This window comes from Acinetobacter sp. YH12211, from assembly GCF_013418015.1.
Taxonomy (GTDB): domain Bacteria; phylum Pseudomonadota; class Gammaproteobacteria; order Pseudomonadales; family Moraxellaceae; genus Acinetobacter; species Acinetobacter towneri.
Window position 1 is genome coordinate 125,724 of record NZ_VPCW01000005.1, and the last position, 17,631, is coordinate 143,354.

The 17,631-nt window shown below is 42.9% G+C and carries 16 protein-coding genes; 9 read left to right on the top strand and 7 right to left on the bottom strand.

Annotated features, from left to right (window positions below):
- Nucleotides 1–57 precede the first annotated feature (57 nt).
- The 3 genes from queA to FTU98_RS04535 are packed head-to-tail and all read left to right on the top strand — an operon-like array spanning nucleotide 58 to nucleotide 2,738.
- On the top strand, nucleotides 58–1,095 hold the full coding sequence (gene queA, locus FTU98_RS04525) for a tRNA preQ1(34) S-adenosylmethionine ribosyltransferase-isomerase QueA (RefSeq protein ID WP_179990699.1): 1,038 nt from the start codon (nucleotides 58–60) through the stop codon (nucleotides 1,093–1,095).
- Between the two features lie 25 nt (nucleotides 1,096–1,120).
- Nucleotides 1,121–2,149: a hypothetical protein gene (locus FTU98_RS04530; protein ID WP_180050546.1), complete on the top strand. Its 1,029-nt coding sequence runs from the start codon at nucleotides 1,121–1,123 to the stop codon at nucleotides 2,147–2,149.
- Nucleotides 2,150–2,171: 22 nt separating this feature from the next.
- On the top strand, nucleotides 2,172–2,738 hold the full coding sequence (locus tag FTU98_RS04535; protein WP_154320335.1) for a LemA family protein: 567 nt from the start codon (nucleotides 2,172–2,174) through the stop codon (nucleotides 2,736–2,738).
- A gap of 92 nt (nucleotides 2,739–2,830) precedes the next feature.
- On the opposite strand, the gene FTU98_RS04540 is transcribed toward FTU98_RS04535, so the two are convergent.
- Nucleotides 2,831–3,781, bottom strand: a complete 951-nt coding sequence (locus tag FTU98_RS04540) for a sensor domain-containing diguanylate cyclase (protein ID WP_180043933.1) — start codon at nucleotides 3,779–3,781, stop codon at nucleotides 2,831–2,833.
- 176 nt (nucleotides 3,782–3,957) lie between these two features.
- Here FTU98_RS04540 and FTU98_RS04545 point away from each other — a divergent pair, with 176 nt between their 5' ends.
- The 6 genes from FTU98_RS04545 (at nucleotide 3,958) to secF (ending at nucleotide 10,634) form a co-directional block, all read left to right on the top strand.
- Entirely contained in the window at nucleotides 3,958–4,713 is a 756-nt protein-coding gene (locus tag FTU98_RS04545; protein ID WP_004974948.1) for a DUF4303 domain-containing protein, read from the top strand.
- A 74-nt stretch (nucleotides 4,714–4,787) separates the two neighbouring features.
- Entirely contained in the window at nucleotides 4,788–5,846 is a 1,059-nt protein-coding gene (locus tag FTU98_RS04550; RefSeq protein ID WP_167846297.1) for an RNA-guided endonuclease TnpB family protein, read from the top strand.
- A gap of 291 nt (nucleotides 5,847–6,137) precedes the next feature.
- Nucleotides 6,138–7,268 (top strand): tRNA guanosine(34) transglycosylase Tgt, encoded by a 1,131-nt coding sequence (gene tgt, locus FTU98_RS04555; RefSeq protein ID WP_004974942.1) that lies wholly within the window; start codon nucleotides 6,138–6,140, stop codon nucleotides 7,266–7,268.
- Nucleotides 7,269–7,371: 103 nt separating this feature from the next.
- On the top strand, nucleotides 7,372–7,701 hold the full coding sequence (gene yajC / locus FTU98_RS04560; RefSeq protein WP_004974939.1) for a preprotein translocase subunit YajC: 330 nt from the start codon (nucleotides 7,372–7,374) through the stop codon (nucleotides 7,699–7,701).
- A gap of 51 nt (nucleotides 7,702–7,752) precedes the next feature.
- On the top strand, nucleotides 7,753–9,648 hold the full coding sequence (gene secD, locus FTU98_RS04565) for a protein translocase subunit SecD (RefSeq protein WP_180050549.1): 1,896 nt from the start codon (nucleotides 7,753–7,755) through the stop codon (nucleotides 9,646–9,648).
- A gap of 8 nt (nucleotides 9,649–9,656) precedes the next feature.
- Nucleotides 9,657–10,634 carry a protein translocase subunit SecF gene (gene secF / locus FTU98_RS04570; protein WP_180050564.1) on the top strand — a complete coding sequence of 326 codons (978 nt, stop codon included), beginning with the start codon at nucleotides 9,657–9,659 and terminating at the stop codon, nucleotides 10,632–10,634.
- Between the two features lie 90 nt (nucleotides 10,635–10,724).
- Here secF and FTU98_RS04580 read toward each other — a convergent pair whose 3' ends face one another.
- The 6 genes from FTU98_RS04580 to FTU98_RS04605 form a co-directional block, all read right to left on the bottom strand.
- Nucleotides 10,725–11,378, bottom strand: coding sequence for a 4'-phosphopantetheinyl transferase superfamily protein (locus FTU98_RS04580; protein WP_096902676.1), 654 nt, complete (start codon nucleotides 11,376–11,378; stop codon nucleotides 10,725–10,727).
- 75 nt (nucleotides 11,379–11,453) lie between these two features.
- Complete coding sequence (locus FTU98_RS04585; protein WP_004974935.1) at nucleotides 11,454–13,760, bottom strand: bifunctional (p)ppGpp synthetase/guanosine-3',5'-bis(diphosphate) 3'-pyrophosphohydrolase; 2,307 nt, start codon at nucleotides 13,758–13,760, stop codon at nucleotides 11,454–11,456.
- A gap of 29 nt (nucleotides 13,761–13,789) precedes the next feature.
- On the bottom strand, nucleotides 13,790–15,181 hold the full coding sequence (gene rlmD / locus FTU98_RS04590) for a 23S rRNA (uracil(1939)-C(5))-methyltransferase RlmD (RefSeq protein WP_179995952.1): 1,392 nt from the start codon (nucleotides 15,179–15,181) through the stop codon (nucleotides 13,790–13,792).
- 6 nt (nucleotides 15,182–15,187) lie between these two features.
- Entirely contained in the window at nucleotides 15,188–16,063 is an 876-nt protein-coding gene (locus FTU98_RS04595; protein WP_004974933.1) for a 3'-5' exonuclease, read from the bottom strand.
- A gap of 35 nt (nucleotides 16,064–16,098) precedes the next feature.
- Nucleotides 16,099–17,031: a cysteine synthase CysM gene (gene cysM, locus FTU98_RS04600; protein ID WP_180050553.1), complete on the bottom strand. Its 933-nt coding sequence runs from the start codon at nucleotides 17,029–17,031 to the stop codon at nucleotides 16,099–16,101.
- A 273-nt stretch (nucleotides 17,032–17,304) separates the two neighbouring features.
- Nucleotides 17,305–17,631 (bottom strand): RNA-guided endonuclease TnpB family protein (locus FTU98_RS04605; RefSeq protein WP_180050558.1); only part of this gene is annotated, 327 nt, incomplete at its 5' end.

Sequence of the window (17,631 nt, forward strand, 5' to 3'; positions counted from 1 at the left end):
AACCTAAAAAAGCATATACTAGGCGCAGTTTTCCCAGTGTTCTAACTTGTTTTTATCATGCAGCTTTCTGACTTTAATTTTAATCTCCCCGATGAACTCATTGCTCGTTACCCACTAGCAAGTCGTAGCGCCTCTCGTCTGCTGCATCTTGATGCTCAAGGTCAGTATCATGACCATCAATTTACCGACCTACTGAATTTACTCGAAGCGGGCGATTTACTGGTACTTAACGATACCAAAGTCATGAAAGCGCGTCTTAAAGGTAAACGTGCCACAGGCGGTGCAGTGGAAGTCTTGGTAGAACGTCTGCAAGATCAATTTATTGCCCATTGCCATATTAAAGCCAGCAACTCACCAAAAGCAGGTGCAGAACTGTTTATTGGGCCTGATGCTGTAAAAGTGACCGTACAAGGTCGCCATGAAAACTTATTTATTGTCGAGTTTTCGCAGCCTATTTTAGACGTATTGGATGCCTACGGTCAGTTGCCGATTCCACCCTACTTTAACCGCGAAGCAGAAGCGATTGATACCGAGCGTTATCAAACCGTATTTAACGACCCAACAAAACTTGCTAGTGTTGCCGCACCCACTGCCAGCTTGCACTTTGATGAAGCCTTACTGCAACAGCTAGCAGATAAAGGCATTCAAAAAACCTTTGTGACCTTGCACGTGGGCGCAGGTACATTCCTGCCTGTACGTACCGATGATATTGCCAATCACATTATGCACAGTGAATGGTGTGAAGTTTCTGAAGCTGCCGTAGCGCTGATTCGTGAAACCAAAGCACGAGGCAACAAAGTTATTTCAGTGGGCACAACTGCCACCCGTGCCGTGGAAAGTGCTGCCCAAGCCCATGCAGGCAAACTTGCAGCGTGGTCGGGTGATACGCAAATTTTTATTTACCCAGGTTATCAGTTTAAAGTGGTGGATCGTCTAATCACCAATTTCCACTTGCCTGAATCCACCTTATTAATGTTGGTATCTGCGCTTTCAAGCCGTGAAAATGTCATGCAGGCGTATCAACATGCTGTGGCTGAACGCTATCGTTTCTTTAGTTATGGCGATGCCATGCTGATTGATCAAGCTCAAACTTAATTTTCAAACTGTAAAAGAAACCACCATGCCGCTCGATACCGTGCAACACTCCATTCATATTCGACGCAAGAAGAATCAACGGGTATTTCGTAATATCGCGCGGTTATGGGATATTGGAAAAAAAGCACAAAGCCATCAAGATATTTTAGATGGCTTACACCCTTGGCAAGATGACATCACCCTCAAGTTTGAAAATGTTTTGCCTGTCCTGCTTGGCATTATAGGTGTGTTGTTCTGTTTATTGCTCTTGATTCAACCGAGTAATATTTGGCTGCAATTCTGCTTGCTGATTGGGTTAGGCTGTATCTTCTGGGCATTTATTACCTATGAACAAGACGACCCCATTGAAGAAGTCATCACTTTTTTAGAACAAGAAAGCATTGCACAGCGCTATCAACTGGCATGGCAGCAACCACCGCAACATCTTGCCCGAACCCTACAACCCGTTTATTTGATTGCTCATTTAAAAAGTCTGTTTCCCTTGTTTAATTTGGGGAATCTGTCCAATGAAATTCGCCGTTACGCCAGTACTGTTTGGCAAGATCAACAAGGCAAGCAACATCAGGTTTTGGTCTTTGAATATCGCTATGTCAGTGAAACCCGCATTAAAGATCAAAATGGCAATGACTACAAAGTACGTGAAGTGGTGCGGCATTTATCGGGCGTATTTGTCTTTGATGTGCAGCTACAAGGTTTAGCCGTTACCTCAAACAATAAAACCTTTGGTGCGCCTTATCATGTGCCGTGGCATACCAGTGACATTCGCCTGAATCAAAAACTCAACTTTTTTGGCAGTAATGCAATTCAACTGGCGCGCACCCTCAGCCCTGCAATGGTGTTAAAACTGAATGATTTTTTTCAGCATCAGCAAGGTGATTTGTTATTTCACCCTGAGCGGAACACGCTCTGTTTTTTAGGCAATCGCAACCTGTTTGAAATTTCCAGTAAAGCAAAAAATATTCAAGATATTTCCGCATTGCGTGGACACTTACGCACTTTTAAATTACCTTATTTAGAACAATTACAGACAGATTTGGTTGATTTTCTGGACTAAGAAAATCGTCTTGGGGCAAAACATGGGTATCGCAATTTTTCTTTTGGTTGTCATCGTCTTGGTGATGCTGGGCATCATGATTCGTAACAACATCGTACGCCACCACAACGCCACCATCCGCGCTTGGGCAGATGTGACCAGTTTTGAACGACAGAAGTTAAAAACGCTTGAAGAACTTGCGCCAGTGGTCGAACAATATGCAGGTATGGAAAAAGGCACTTTAGAAAAAGTGACTGAACTGCGCCAAAATATTATGAACCTAAACATCAACAATGCCGATGTCAGCCAATTACAACGTGTTGAAGCCTTGAGCAAAGAATTGATGCGCAGCTTGAATGTGGTGGTCGAAAATTATCCTGAACTCAAAGCCGACCAATTGTATTTAAAAATGATGCATGAAATTGATGAGCAGAACGAAAATGTCGGTGCTGCGATTACTATTTATAACCGCAATGTCGAGTTGTTTAATAACTATATTCAGGTCTTTCCCAACAACATGATCAACACTGCAACCACAGCGAAAAAGCCTGTGCGTGCCTTTCGGGACAACGGTGCAGCACAAAGTTTTGATTATCGTCCAAACTTTTAAGCCATTTAATTCTAAACCGCTCATTTAAAATTATTTTTCAACGCATAAATAAAAACAGCAAGCACGAAGCTTGCTGTTTTTTTAGATTTCAACTAAACAAAAGACTGTGTCAAATACTGCACCTGATTGCGTCCCTTGTTTTTTGCTAGATACAACAACTCATCGGCTGAATGCAGAAAGTCGACCACATTGTGATATTGCTGATTTTGATGATAGCTATTTACGCCAATACTCACAGTGACTTGGGTAATCTCCCCTGTCTTGGTATGTGGAATTTCCAGCGCATATACTGCCTGCCTAAAGTTTTCAGCAAGTTGTACAGCATCTGCCAATGGTGTTTCAGGCAATAGCACCACAAACTCTTCACCACCAAAGCGAGCCACAAAGTCAGATGCACGCGCAAAGTGTTGTTTAAGCAACTGCGCCACACTAATCAAACAATGATCACCCTGTAAATGTCCATAATTGTCGTTATAAGGCTTGAAATGGTCGATGTCGATAAACAAGAGAGACAATGCATGTTGATGACGCACAGCACGTTTAAATTCGTTTTCTATACGCTCACTGAGCGCCTTTCGATTGGCAACCAAGGTCAGCGGGTCTTGTAAGCTCAAAGCCAGATTTTTGCGACTCAACGCTTCGAGTTCCAACTCCATTTGTTTACGCGCAGAAATATCAAACATAAACCCAATAATCGCCACAGTTTCGTTATTTTCACGAATCACATGCACCACATCACGAATCCAGACATAATCTCCTGTAGCGGTTAAGGCACGATAATCCGCTTCGTGGTCTGTGCCTTGATCGGACAGACTCACACACATATTCACGGTCTTGTCCCGATCTTCAGGATGCATCCGATCAATCCAATCTTGTGCAGTTTTCCAGCTGTCTTGCGTCCAACCCAGTAAAGACTCAATTTGTGGGCCAATATAGCTAAAAGCTTTGGTTTTCCAGTTAATCTGCCACGGAATTGCATTCGTGGTTTCCAAAAGTGTTTTATAGAATTGGTCTTCTTTTAGTGCACTGTTTAATTCACTCATAGCCCACCTCTATGAATTGATTTTAATTACAATTTAACAACTTAAGTGAGCTTTGACTACAATTTGTTTTGTCTTATTGACATTTTTCTCAGCTTTGACACAATCATGAGGTTGAGCAAAATATAAACAACAATTGCTCAAAACATAAATCCCAAAATAAAAAGTAAGCCGATAAAATGTTAGAACATATTCAGAACCTGAAAAACACCCTCATTCAAGAGTTTTTCCAACTCTATGAGCAATATGAACAAGACCAAATTTATGCCTGTGTACTGGTCTTTAATGAATATCTTGGGGTCGATTATTTAGCTGTTTCAAGCCAACGCAGCCTGTTTAATGAACAGGAAGATGAAGCACAATATTTATCTGAAGTAAATAAATGGAATATAGAAAAATGGCGTTATCGCACTCAAGCCAACAATTCTAGCGGTCTGCATCAATTTAAAAATATTTTTGCAGATTATTTTAAACAGCGACATATCTATGGCAATCCTCTGCTGAATTCCAATGACACGCTGCAATACAACCATCTTGAACTTTTACTGGATATATTTCAGCAGGCTAAACAATCTTTATCGGGCGCTTATGGCTTAGATTTAAGCCAAATTCTGTTTTTTATTCATGTGCCCAAACAGGTCGATGTAGAAATCCACTCAGCGCAATTTCTAAACGCTCCAAGTGCTTTGCTCGATGAATTCCTGCACAACAAAGCGCCTCAAACCACGATGGAACAATCCACCGCACAACCCAAGCTCAAACTACAACAAGTGGATAAAGACTTGCTGATTGATCTGGCACAACTTTTAGAAGTGGAACCGTATGATTATTTGAGCATTGCACATGAAGCCTATTTGCTCACATTAGAACCGAGTTTTATCACTTGGAGCGTAAAACCTCGTGGTTCAGCACGAGGATATAAGCGACTGGCGTAAGCCATACGACATGGAATGTCGTATTAAATATCTTTGTTGTTCATTACTTAAAATATTATTGTTAAAATAAGCACATGAAAACACTTAAACTCCGCATAAAAGACAAACACGCAAAGGTGCTGATTAAATTAGCATCTGAGGTGAACTTTGTTTGGAATTATGTGAATGATTTAAGTTTTAAGCACCTAAAAAGAAAAGGTGAGTTTCTATCTGCATTTGATATTGCTCAATACACCAAAGGCGCATCTAAAGAGTGTGGTTTGCACAGCCAAACCATACAGGCTGTCACCGAAGAATTAATCACACGCAGAAAGCAGTTTAAGAAAGCCAAACTCAAATGGCGTGTTAGCAACAAGAAGTCAGCAAGAAAATCACTTGGATGGATACCGTTTAAGAAAGTAGCGATCAAATACGCTGATGGATATGTTCAATATGGTAAACATCAATTCAAACTATGGGATAGCTATGGATTAAGCAAATATGCTGTTAGAACTGGTTCATTTGTTGAGGACAGCCGTGGGCGTTGGTACGTGTGCCTTGTGGTCGATTCATCGAATCAAGAAAAACCAACAGCAACCAAAGCCATAGGTATTGATCTAGGTTTAAAAGATATTGCAACCTGTTCTGATGGTACGGTTATTTCAAACCCCAAGTTCTATCGCCAATACGAAAAGAAATTAGGTATTGCTCAACGAGCAAGGAATAAAAAACGTGTACGTGCATTACACGCCAAGATTGCAAATTGCCGTAAAGACCATTTGCATAAGGCAAGTACATTACTTGTTAAAAATAATGCACTCATAATTGTAGGTGACTTAAGTGCCAAAAAGCTTGTAAAAACTAAAATGGCAAAGTCTGTTTTAGATACAGGGTTTTCAGCACTAAAAACAATGCTCAAGTATAAATGCGAGAACGCAGGGGTAATGTTTGAAGAAGTCAATGAAGCCTATACCACCCAAATCTGTTCGTGCTGCGGTGAGATCACCTCAAGTAGTCCGAGAGGTAGGACAGGTCTTGGAATAAGAGAATGGTCATGTGAGTGTGGTGTCACTCACGATAGGGACTTAAATAGTGCCATGAACATTCTTGCGCTTGGGCATAAGCGTCTAGCTGTAGGAATCACCTCCGTTTAAGGGAGGTGAGGATGTCAATGACAGTAATTTATATATTCAGCGTTTAATTCAGCACGTTGCTGCAATGGACAATCATGAACAAGGTGAAATTGCCTTACATAAAGAAATTACCCAACGTATTCAGCAATTTTACGCCATGTAAGCACAATGGATTTGAACAAAATATTTACTCGCAATTTTTACCAAGGAAAACGTATCTCAACTGGCAATTCCGTGCAGAATCTAGGAAAATATTGCACTTTTAGCATGAACAATCAGCGAACTGTTTTTTCGCCTTGATTTGGAACATATATGAAGTTTGAGAAATTAGGTCAGTCGGGGCGCGCCCGTCGTGGTCGTTTAACACTTGCTCATGGTGTGGTAGAAACCCCTGTGTTTATGCCTGTGGGGACGTATGGCACAGTCAAAGGCATGCTGCCACGCGATATTGAAGAAATTCAGGCACAGGTTATTTTAGGCAATACCTTTCATTTATATTTGCGTCCAGGGCTAGAAGTGATTCAGCAACACGGCGGTCTACATGAATTCATCAAATGGGATAAGCCTATTTTGACTGACTCTGGTGGCTTTCAGGTGTTTAGCTTAGGCGCAATGCGTAAAATTAAAGAAGAAGGTGTGACCTTCCGTTCGCCTATTGATGGCTCAAAGGTTTTTCTTTCGCCAGAAATCTCGATGGAAATTCAAAAAACCTTGAACTCTGACATCGTGATGATTTTTGACGAATGTACGCCTTATCCTGCAACACATGAAGAAGCGCAAAAATCTTTGCAATTGTCTTTACGCTGGGCAAAACGCTGTAAAACCCATCACCATGATGAACTACAAAACAGCAACGCGCTGTTCGGGATTATTCAAGGCGGTATGTACGAAGATTTACGTGTTGAATCTTTAAACGGCTTACTTGAAATTGGTTTTGATGGTTATGCCATTGGCGGTCTTTCGGTGGGTGAACCGAAAGAAGAAATGATCAAAGTACTGGATTATTTGCCAGCTAAAATGCCAGAAGATAAACCACGTTATTTGATGGGCGTCGGCAAGCCAGAAGATATTGTGGAAGCAATTCGTCGTGGCGTCGATATGTTCGACTGCGTGATGCCAACCCGTAATGCGCGCAATGGTCATTACTTTGTAACCGATGGCTTGGTGCGTATTCGTAACAGTAAGTATCGTCATGACCAAAGCCCGCTCGATCCGCATTGTGATTGCTATACTTGCAAGAACTTTACCCGCGCTTATTTGTTTCATTTAGAAAAATGTGGCGAAATGTTGGGGTCAATGTTGGGCACTATTCATAACTTACGTTATTACCAACGCTTTACCCAAGATATTCGCAATGCCTTAGATAACGGCACTTTCGATGAATTTGTACAGGACTTTTATGCCCGTCGTGGCCTAGAAGTACCGCCTTGTCCTGAAGATTAGTCTTTTCAGTATTTGCGCTGAGTAAAAAGACAAGGTAAATTGCAGAACAAACCCAATTTATTATCAGATCACTGATCGCCAGTTTTTAGTTTAGGAAAATGAAATGAGCCTTTTTATTTCGACCGCTCACGCAGCAGGTGAAGCTGCACAACAACCAAGCCTTGTGGCTAACCTTTTAATGATTGCAGTCTTCATTGCAATTTTCTACTTCCTGATTTGGCGTCCACAATCAAAGCGTGCCAAAGAGCATCGTACACTGATTGAAAGCTTGGGCGTAGGCAGTGAAGTGGTATTCGCAGGTGGTCTTATGGGTAAAATCACGAAAATTGAAGGTGATTTTGCAGTGGTAGAGCTGAACCGTGGTGTAGAAGTAAAAGTACAACGCGCGAGTGTCATTTCAGTTCTTCCTGAAGGCACATTAAACAACCTCTAATCAAAAAGAGTCGTGCTCACGCACGACTTTTTCATTTTAAGAAGAAAATAAATGCGTTACCCAGCATGGAAATATCTGCTCATCCTCGTTGTTCTTGTGGTGAGTACATTATATGCCCTGCCTAGCTTGTATCCAGATGAACCTGCTGTTCAAATTTCAGGTGCCAAAGCTGGTACCCAAATTGATCAAAGCATCATACAAAAAGCAGAGCAAATTTTACAATCAGAAAATATTGCCAGTCATGACAACAGCTTTACCAACAATGCTGCATTGTTGCGTTTAGACACCTCAGAAGCCCAACTCAAAGCCAAAGAAGCTTTACGTCGCGGTTTAGGTGATGACTATGTCGTGGCGCTGAACCTTGCGCCAACCACACCAGAATGGCTACAAAAAATTGGTGCAAAACCAATGAAACTCGGTCTGGACTTACGTGGTGGTGTGCACTTCTTATTAGAAGTGGATATGGACAAGGCCATCAGCCAGCGTATGGAAACTTCAGCCACCGATTTACGCCGTCAATTGCGTGACAACAAGCTGAAATTTAATAGCCTTTCGCTGAATAACAACACCATCACCCTACAGTTTGCCAATAATGCAGACCGTGATGCAGTGATGGATTTCTTGCGTCGTAACGGCAATGAATACACACAGCAAGCTGTAGCCACCACAGAAGGCTCTAGCTTACGTCTGAACTATACCGATGTCCGTAAACAGGAAATTCAGTCGTATGCGGTCAATCAGAACTTAACTACTTTACGTAACCGTATTAACGAGTTAGGTGTGGCTGAAGCTTTGGTACAAACTCAAGGTAGCAACCGTATTGTAGTGGAATTGCCAGGCGTACAAGATACTGCTGAAGCGAAGCGTGTACTCGGTCGTACTGCGAACCTCGAATTCCGTTTGGTGTCTGACTTAAATGATCAATATATTGATCCGTACACAGGTCAGACTACAGGTACAGTACCACCTGGCACAGAAGCGTTTGCCTTTGAATCTTTGGACAGTGGTCGCCAATTATTATTGAACCGCAGCCGTATTTTAACGGGTGAGCGTGTTCAAAATGCGTCGAGTGGTTTTAGCCAAGATACAGGCGGTGCAGAAGTTAACATTACCCTTGATGCTGCGGGCGGTAAACTCATGGCAGATGCGACACGTAACGCTGTGGGTAAACGTATGGCGGTATTGTTTATTGAAAACAAACAACGTATTAGCTATGTGACCGATGAAACTGGCACACAAACTGAAGTACGCACCCCATACACCGAATCTGTCATTATTAATGCTGCAACCATTCAGGCGGTATTGGGTTCGCAGTTCCGTATTACAGGTCTAGATTCTCCACAAGAAGCCTCTGAATTGGCCTTAATGCTTCGTGCAGGTGCCTTGGCAGCGCCAATGTACTTTGTCGAAGAACGTGTGATTGGTCCAAGCTTGGGTCAAGAAAACATTGATAAAGGCGTATTGTCGACTCAGATTGGCTTCATTTTGGTTGCAATCTGGATGGTGGTGTTCTTCCGTCTGTTTGGTCTGATTGCCAACTTCGCTTTAGTGTTTAACTTAGCCATGATTTTAACCGTCATGTCTTGGATTGGTGCATCACTCACCTTGCCGGGTATTGCGGGTATCGTAATTACCATTGGTATGGCGGTGGATGCCAACGTCTTGATTTGTGAGCGAATACGAGAAGAAATTAAGTGGGGGGCCTCGCCCAAACAAGCCATTGTGGCGGGTTATGACCGAGCGTATAACACTATTTTCGACTCGAACTTAACCACATTCTTGGTGGCATTCATTCTGTTTGCGATTGGTACAGGTCCAATCAAAGGCTTTGCTGTGACGCTCATGATTGGTATTGTCTGCTCGATGTTTACTGCAATTACAGTGACCCGTGCAATTGTACAAATCATCTACGGCAAAAAACGTAACTTGAAAAAGTTGAGCATTTAAGGAGATCACTGATGACTGAGAATACTCAACTGCCTTCAAAAAAATATGGCCGCCCTGATGATGAGCGCGTGATTCCGTTTATGAAGATTGCTTTGCCTGCGGCATTGCTTTCTATTCTATTAACGGTTGCCAGTATCTTCTTCATTGCCACCAAAGGTTTAAACTTAGGTTTGGACTTTACTGGGGGTATTGCTGCAGAACTCAACTATAGCAATCCAGTAAAAGCCACCGATGTTTCTAACGCATTGGTCAAAGCAGGCTTTAACGACCCTGTGGTACAAACGCTTGGTTCAGACCGCGACCTAATGGTACGTATGCCTGTGCAAGAAGATGTTGAAGCAGAAGACTTAACCAAAGCAATTAATGCTGCGGTACAACTACCAAATAACACGGCAACTGTGCCAAAGGTAGATGTGGTTGGTGGTCAAGTCGGTAATGAGCTGTACGTACGTTCTGCGGGCGCTGTAGCTTTAGCGCTGTTATTGATGTTGGTATACGTCACCATTCGCTTTGAATTCAAACTGGCAATGGGTGCGGTACTGTCATTGTTCCACGATATTGTGGTGACACTGGGTATTTTTGCCATGATGCAATGGCCATTTGACCTGACTGTATTGGCAGCGTTATTGGCGATTATTGGCTTCTCACTCAACGATAACATTGTTGTATCTGACCGTATTCGTGAAAACTTCCGTAAAATCCGTGGTGCAACACCACTTGAAGTGGTAAACATTGCGCTGACAGAAACTTTACGTCGTACCATTCACACCTCTATGACCCTATTATTGGTTGTAGTCGCGATGATGCTCATGGGTGGTGATGGTCTGAAATGGTTCTCGATTGCGATGTTTGTGGGTGTCTTTGTCGGAACATATTCATCTATTTACATTGGTACAGCCTTTGCCTTATGGCGCGGTTTGAACCGTCAGGACTTCATTGTTCAAGTCAAACCTGAATTTGAAGGTGAAGAGCAAGAAATTCCTTAATGCATTTCTGCTGACACCAACATTCAAGCCTATCTTCGGATAGGCTTTTTTGTGCCTTAGCATTACGATATTTACGCTGACGTTGCGATGTTAATGCTGAATAATATGAATCTGTGGAAACTGAAAGCCTACGCAAGATGGCGCTGCTCGCCATGCTACGGTCAACATACAATCTGATAAACGAAAGTTTTGATAGGCAAAATGCCCAATCTGTGGATGATGACAAATGCCGCCCTGTGCATTGGGATGCATACGAGTATCCAACTCATTCAGGCTTAAACGAATCCCTAAACCTGATGCTTTCAGCACTGCTTCTTTAGTTGTCCAGACACGAAACCAATAATCAGCGTCGTGTTCCAAATCTTGCCAGTATTGGAGTTCATTGGGATGAAACGCATGTTGTGCCAAGGCATCGAAACGCACCTTACGGTCTAAGTCCTCGACATCTACGCCAACATCGAGCAATTCAAAACTGCTTACCAAAGCATAATGCTGACGGCTATGACTATGGTTAAACTGCAATTGAGGGAATGCTGTCAAAAATGGCTTGCCATGTGGGTTACGCTCAATATCGCTGTTTTGAATATCGTGTTCTAAGTATCCAGAAAGCAATTGATTCCGATGCCGATAAATAGCCTGTTTTTGCTGTTGAATCTGTTCACTGCGTACAGCACTTGGATCGGGACTAAAAATCTGCTGAATGCGGCTAACATTCACACAAATTTTTTTAGGTGTTTTATTCATCCGCCCTTCTCCATTTTGGCTGAAATACGATAGAAAAAAACCAGCAAACATGCTGGTTTTTTAAAGCGTGCTCGCTTAGCTGCCTTGCACCAAACGACGTGCGCTGATAATCCCTGGTTGCTGCTCTAAACGTGCCAACAAACGAGAAAGTTGCGCCAAGCCTTTAACCTCAATTAACAATTTCATATTGGCGATACCATCACTTTCAGAAATAGTATTCACCTGACGAATGTTAATTTGATCGGCAAAAATCACTTGGGTTAAGTCTTTGAGCAAACCACGGCGGTCATAGGCTTCCACCACAATTTGCACGCTTTGACCACGGGTTGGCTGCATTTCCCAATCGGCTTCTACCGCACGTTCAGGTTCGTTACCAATCATACGCACATAGTCCGAACACGCCACTTTGTGAATACTCACACCACGGTTCAGGGTAATATATCCCGCAATCGCTTCACCATGCACAGGCTGACAGCATTGTGCGATATGCAGTTCAACGTTATCCAAACCATCAATCAAAATGCCATGTGCCGATAAGGTATGGCTGGCACGTGGGTTCAAGGTTGGCTTCAACACCAGTTCAGGTTCATCCTGATCTAAGTGCATGTGACGATTGACCTGATTAATTAAGGCATGCAGGCTAATATCACCATTCACCAAACCAATCAGAATGTCTTCACCTGTTTTGACGTTAAAGTGATTGCAATAATCATTTAAATCAATACTTTTTGGATGAATCGCCAAACGTGACAATTCTTTATTGAGCACTTCACGCCCAACTTCCAGATTTTTACTGCGGTCTTGCTGTCTAAACCAATGACGCAGCTTATCGCGCGCACGTGCTGTCTTAATATAACCTAAAGAATTCACCAACCAATCACGGTTCGGTTCACGGTCTTTTTTGGTCAAAATCTCGACCTGCTCGCCTGTTTTTAAAGTATAGGTGAGCGGCACATAGCGCTGATTGACCCGTGCGGCATAGCATTTATTGCCGACTTCGGTATGCACATGATAAGCAAAGTCCAGCACCGTTGAGCCACGTGGCAATTCTTTAATATCACCATCACGGCTGAACACATAAATTTTCTCAAAATCTTCAAACTCTTGGATTTGTTCAAAATTTTCAGAATCATCATCTTCTTTATGTGCGCTGGCATCGTTACGTTCCTGATAATGCTCCAAAACAGAACGCAAAGAATGTAAACGATGATTAAACGAATGGTCTGTGGCTTTAGAACCTTCTTTATAATTAAAGTGTGAACATACCCCAAGCTCGGCTTCTTCGTGCATATCTAGGGTACGAATTTGCACTTCAAGCGACTTGTTTTCTGCAATTACGGCAGTATGCAATGAGCGATAACCATTGGCTTTTGGATTGGTAATGTAATCATCAAACTGGTGCGGAATATGCCGCCACAATTGATGTACGATGCCCAAAGAGTGGTAACACTCTGGAATGGTTTTCACCAAAACACGTACAGCACGAATGTCATAGAGCTGATCGAAGCTGAGGTTTTTACTCTTCATTTTTCGATAAATCGAATAAATGTGTTTCACCCGCCCGCTAATTTCGGCATGAATACCATTATTGCCCAGCTCTGTACGCAATTGCTCAATTACGTTTTGAATGTAGTTTTCACGCTCCAAACGCTTTTCATTCAGTAACGTCGCAATTTCTTTATAACGGTCTGGCGCCAAATAACGGAAGGCTAAATCTTCGAGTTCCCATTTCAGTTGGGCAATGCCTAAACGGTGTGCCAATGGCGAGTAAATGGTTAAAATTTCTCGCGCCACACGCTCCTGACGTTCTTTGGAAGCGGTTGCCAACTCACGTAATGAATAGGTACGTTCTGCCAGTTTAATTAGCACCACGCGCACATCTTCCGTCATGGAAATCAGCATTTTATAAATGCCTGTTAAATGTTCACGCTGGTTATTATTAAAATGGTCTTCTAAACGCTTATTTTTCTCAATCAGTTCAGACAACTTACCCATCGACAAGGTGCCTTTGATCAAGCCATAAACTGCTTCACCAAATTCTTCACGCACTTCATCTAACTGCATGACATTTTCACGCACGCTACGATAGAGCATGGCTGCAGACAAAGTGTCTTCATCGACATGCAAGTGCGCTAAAATATTCGCCATCTCAATACCTGTATATAAGGTATGCGATGGATGACTGACGTCTGTTTCCAGCTCTTTTTTCAGGGTGTAATTGGCAACGCGTTCTAATTGTTCAAGTGCCGCCCCATCGTAAATCCCGCGTACTCGGTCTAGCCATTCTGCTAAATCCTGTCGGGCTTGCTCGGCATGTTCTACAGTCGTTTCCTCAGACAGTTCATTTAAACGTCCAGGAAGTTGTTCACGTACTGTGACCATACCCTTCTCCTACCTCTATGTACTTCATATTATAAATCGTTTATTTGCTTTTCTTTCTCAAACAAGGCAATGGATTCGACATGCCCCGTATGCGGAAACATATCCATCACGCCTGCTTTTTTCAATTGATAGCCCTGCTTGACCAATACACCTGCATCCCTTGCGAGTGTGGCTGGATTACAAGACACATAAACGATTCTATCTGCGCCAAATTTGGGCACATAATACATCACTTCCTCTGCGCCTGAACGCGGAGGGTCAATTAATAATGCCTCAAATCCTTGATTTGCCCAAGAATGATGCGAAAAATCTTTTGTTAAATCTTGTGAATAAAACTTAACATTGTCTAAATCATTACGTTGTGCATTCTCTGCACCACGCTGCACCATTTGCTCTGAACCCTCTACAGCAACCACCTTTCCTGTTGCACCTACACAACGTGCAAGCGGCAATGAAAAGTTGCCTAATCCACAAAACAGATCAAGCACCCGATCACCTGATTTTAAGTTAAGCAAATCACATGCCAGCTTAACCATTTGTGGATTAATTGTAGAATTGACTTGGGTAAAGTCTTGGGGATGAAAGCCAAAATTCACATCAAAATCATCTAAACGATAATGCAAACGCATTGCTGCATGCGGATCATCAACCCGATGCAAACTGTCTGGACCTTCAGGCTGCAAATACAATTGCCAGTGTTTCTGTAGCGCAAACTGCTGTAACTGGTTGATATCGGCTGCAGATAGTTGTTCTGTATGCCGCACCACCAAAGCAATCTCTTGATCTCCCATCGCCAATTCTATATGACCAATATGGGCCTTGCCTGTTAGACTTTGGAGTAGCTGCTTGATTCGTGTTAACGAACCAAATGCCTGATCCAACACCATACAGCGGTCAATTGAGGTCAGTTTATTGCTATTGCGCTCACGAAAACCGACCACCAATTTGTCTTGACTGGCAATATAACGCACCCCAACACGGGCTTTGCAGCGATAATCTTCACGCTGTGAACGCAAAGGCGCTAACCATTCTTCAGGCTGAATTTGCGCAAAATGTTGCAGATGCGACTGCAACACCTGTTGTTTGAGATGAATCTGCTCATCCAACTGAATATGCTGCATGCTACAACCACCGCAACGCTGATAATGTGGACATTGTGGCGTAACCCGTAATGTCGAAGGCTCACCCAGCACTTCTAGACACTCGGCTTCTTCTAAGCGTTTGTTACTATGCGTAATTTTGGCGCGTACTGTTTCACCAGGCAATGCGCCCTCTATAAAAACTGTTTTCCCCTGCTTCTCGGCTGGATGACCCGACTGAGCTGTGTAGTGTGCAATCCCGCGCCCTTCATGTGACAACGATTCCACCTGAAAGCAATATTCAGCCTGCTGCGTGGTACGGTTTTTACTGCGATGTTTCATATCAGTCTAAATATCGGAAGATGGGGAAGATTGAAAAGGCATCACGGATTCATTTGAAGGCGTGGTGACACTTTGTTCAGGAAAATCTGTACGGGTAAATTCAGTTTGCTGCGAACTGTGCTGCCACACGCTTAAAAAGTCTGCATGCTGCGGCTGAGTATGCAAATATTGAATGGTATGCTGTACCCATAAAGTATGCTCTTCAAGCAGCAATTGCCCTTTGAGCAGCAGCCAACGCAAATAAATCAACCAAGTATTTAAGACATCGCCTTCACAATAACGCGTCAGCCTTGACCATTCGCCGCTTTGCATAAATGCAGGAACATGATAGCCCGCATCTACACGTTTACCCGGAAAACCTAGCAAATACGCAATGTCATCCAACTTTTGAAAATGACGACCATTAAACATTGCCATCACATCCATTAAATCGACATGACGCTGATGGTAACGGTTTTGATAATTGTTATAGCGCTTTTGCTGATCAATCTCGCCCTGATCAAATAAACTTGGTGCAGAGAGCCCGTGATACATGGCGCGGAATAAAATCACTGGCAAGTCAAACTGCGAACCGTTCCAACTGACCAAAGTCGGATGACGCTTATCAAAAATAGACAAAAACTTTTTCAGCATTGTCGCTTCGCTGTCGTGTTCACGGCTAAAGGAAAACAGCTTCATGCCGTGTTCATCAATCCACAAGCCTGAAATACACACAATTTCATGCAAAGGCAAACGCTGAAAATCGGTGCCCGCCTCTTGGCGACGCAACTTCATTAACGCTTGTTCAAGCTCTGCTTCGGGTAAATCAAGTTGATATAAATGCGCGCCTGACTTCAAATCGGTAACGGTTTCTATATCGAAAATCAGCACAGGTAAACGCATAAAATCTTACTCAATGGGTGATAGAAAAATGAATATCACGATTCAGCATCTTGAACAGAGAATAAACCTGTCGACAAATAACGATCACCACGGTCACAGATAATACAAACGACGACTGCTTCTGGGTTTTCTTCGGCAATTTTTAAAGCTGCCCATACCGCGCCGCCCGATGATGTGCCTGCGCTGATGCCTTCTTTTTGCGCCAATTTGCGCATGGTTTTTTCTGCTTCAATTTGCGGAATATCAATAATGCGGTCAACACGGCTGCGGTCAAAAATGGTTGGTAAATATGCTTCAGGCCAACGGCGAATCCCCGCAATGCTTGAACCATCTGATGGTTGTAAACCAATAATTTGAATCTCTGGGTTTTGTTCTTTTAAGTATTTAGACACACCCATAATGGTGCCTGTTGTGCCCATAGAGCTGACAAAGTGGGTAATTTTACCGCCCGTTTGCTGCCAAATTTCAGGCCCTGTGGTCAGGTAATGTGCTTCAACATTATCTGGATTCCCAAATTGGTTCAGCACCAAGCCTTTGCCTTCTCTCTGCATTTGCAAAGCCAAATCGCGTGCGCCTTCCATACCTTGTGCTTTGGTCACTTCAATCAATTCTGCACCATAGGCACGCATGGCATCTTTACGTTCTTGGCTCATATTATCAGGCATGATCAGCTGCATTTTATAGCCACGCATAGCTGCAACCATCGCCAAAGCAATACCGGTATTGCCACTGGTTGCCTCAATTAAAGTATCGCCTGGTTGAATTTCACCGCGTTTTTCTGCCTGCATAATCATGTTGTAGGCAGGACGATCTTTAACAGAACCCGCAGGGTTATTGCCTTCCAGTTTTGCCAAAACCGTTGCCTGCGTATGACTTGCCAAACGCTGTAAACGCACCAATGGGGTTTTGCCCACATAATGATCTAACAAAAATTCATCACTTTGGAAATCTGGTTGGGTATCAAGCATGGTCTGCACCAATATCAAGGTGGGCTTATTGTATGAAAATTTGCACCTTCCTGCACGTTTTTCACAGGCTTTTTATCAAAACAGCAATAGTCTGCCGACAATTTATGCATCACTTACTGCCTACACAATTCTAGGCAAGATGAACACAATTTCAGATTGTCTTTTGCGGGATGGATGCAAAAAAATGCACACCGATTGATTGCGAGATGCAGCTGAACCACTCGCACCAAACAGATGAAAACACAGTCAGGAGAATTGACATCCTCCCCCCCCTTAAAAGAGGGTGATTCCTACAGCTAGACGCTTATGCCCAAGCGCAAGAATGTTTAGAGCTGAGTTTATATCTCGATCATGAACTGTACCACAGCTCATGCACTCCCATTCTCTTATTCCAAGATCTGTCCTACCTTTGGGACTACTTGAGGTGATCTCACCGCAGCACGAACAGATTTGGGTGGTATAGGCTTCTTGGACTTCTTCAAACAATACGCCTGCGTTCTCGCATTTATACTTGAGCATTGTTTTTAGTGCCGAAAATCCTGTATCCAAAACAGATTTTGCCATTTTGGTTTTTACTAATTTTTTAGCACTCAAGTCACC

Coding starts and splice junctions, on each gene's coding strand:
- queA (WP_179990699.1), top strand. CDS start 58: ATGCAGCTTTCTGACTTTAATTTTAATCTCCCCGATGAACTCATTGCT.
- FTU98_RS04530 (WP_180050546.1), top strand. CDS start 1,121: ATGCCGCTCGATACCGTGCAACACTCCATTCATATTCGACGCAAGAAG.
- FTU98_RS04535 (WP_154320335.1), top strand. CDS start 2,172: ATGGGTATCGCAATTTTTCTTTTGGTTGTCATCGTCTTGGTGATGCTG.
- FTU98_RS04540 (WP_180043933.1), bottom strand. CDS start 3,781: ATGAGTGAATTAAACAGTGCACTAAAAGAAGACCAATTCTATAAAACA.
- FTU98_RS04545 (WP_004974948.1), top strand. CDS start 3,958: ATGTTAGAACATATTCAGAACCTGAAAAACACCCTCATTCAAGAGTTT.
- FTU98_RS04550 (WP_167846297.1), top strand. CDS start 4,788: ATGAAAACACTTAAACTCCGCATAAAAGACAAACACGCAAAGGTGCTG.
- tgt (WP_004974942.1), top strand. CDS start 6,138: ATGAAGTTTGAGAAATTAGGTCAGTCGGGGCGCGCCCGTCGTGGTCGT.
- yajC (WP_004974939.1), top strand. CDS start 7,372: ATGAGCCTTTTTATTTCGACCGCTCACGCAGCAGGTGAAGCTGCACAA.
- secD (WP_180050549.1), top strand. CDS start 7,753: ATGCGTTACCCAGCATGGAAATATCTGCTCATCCTCGTTGTTCTTGTG.
- FTU98_RS04580 (WP_096902676.1), bottom strand. CDS start 11,378: ATGAATAAAACACCTAAAAAAATTTGTGTGAATGTTAGCCGCATTCAG.
- FTU98_RS04585 (WP_004974935.1), bottom strand. CDS start 13,760: ATGGTCACAGTACGTGAACAACTTCCTGGACGTTTAAATGAACTGTCT.
- rlmD (WP_179995952.1), bottom strand. CDS start 15,181: ATGAAACATCGCAGTAAAAACCGTACCACGCAGCAGGCTGAATATTGC.
- FTU98_RS04595 (WP_004974933.1), bottom strand. CDS start 16,063: ATGCGTTTACCTGTGCTGATTTTCGATATAGAAACCGTTACCGATTTG.
- cysM (WP_180050553.1), bottom strand. CDS start 17,031: ATGCTTGATACCCAACCAGATTTCCAAAGTGATGAATTTTTGTTAGAT.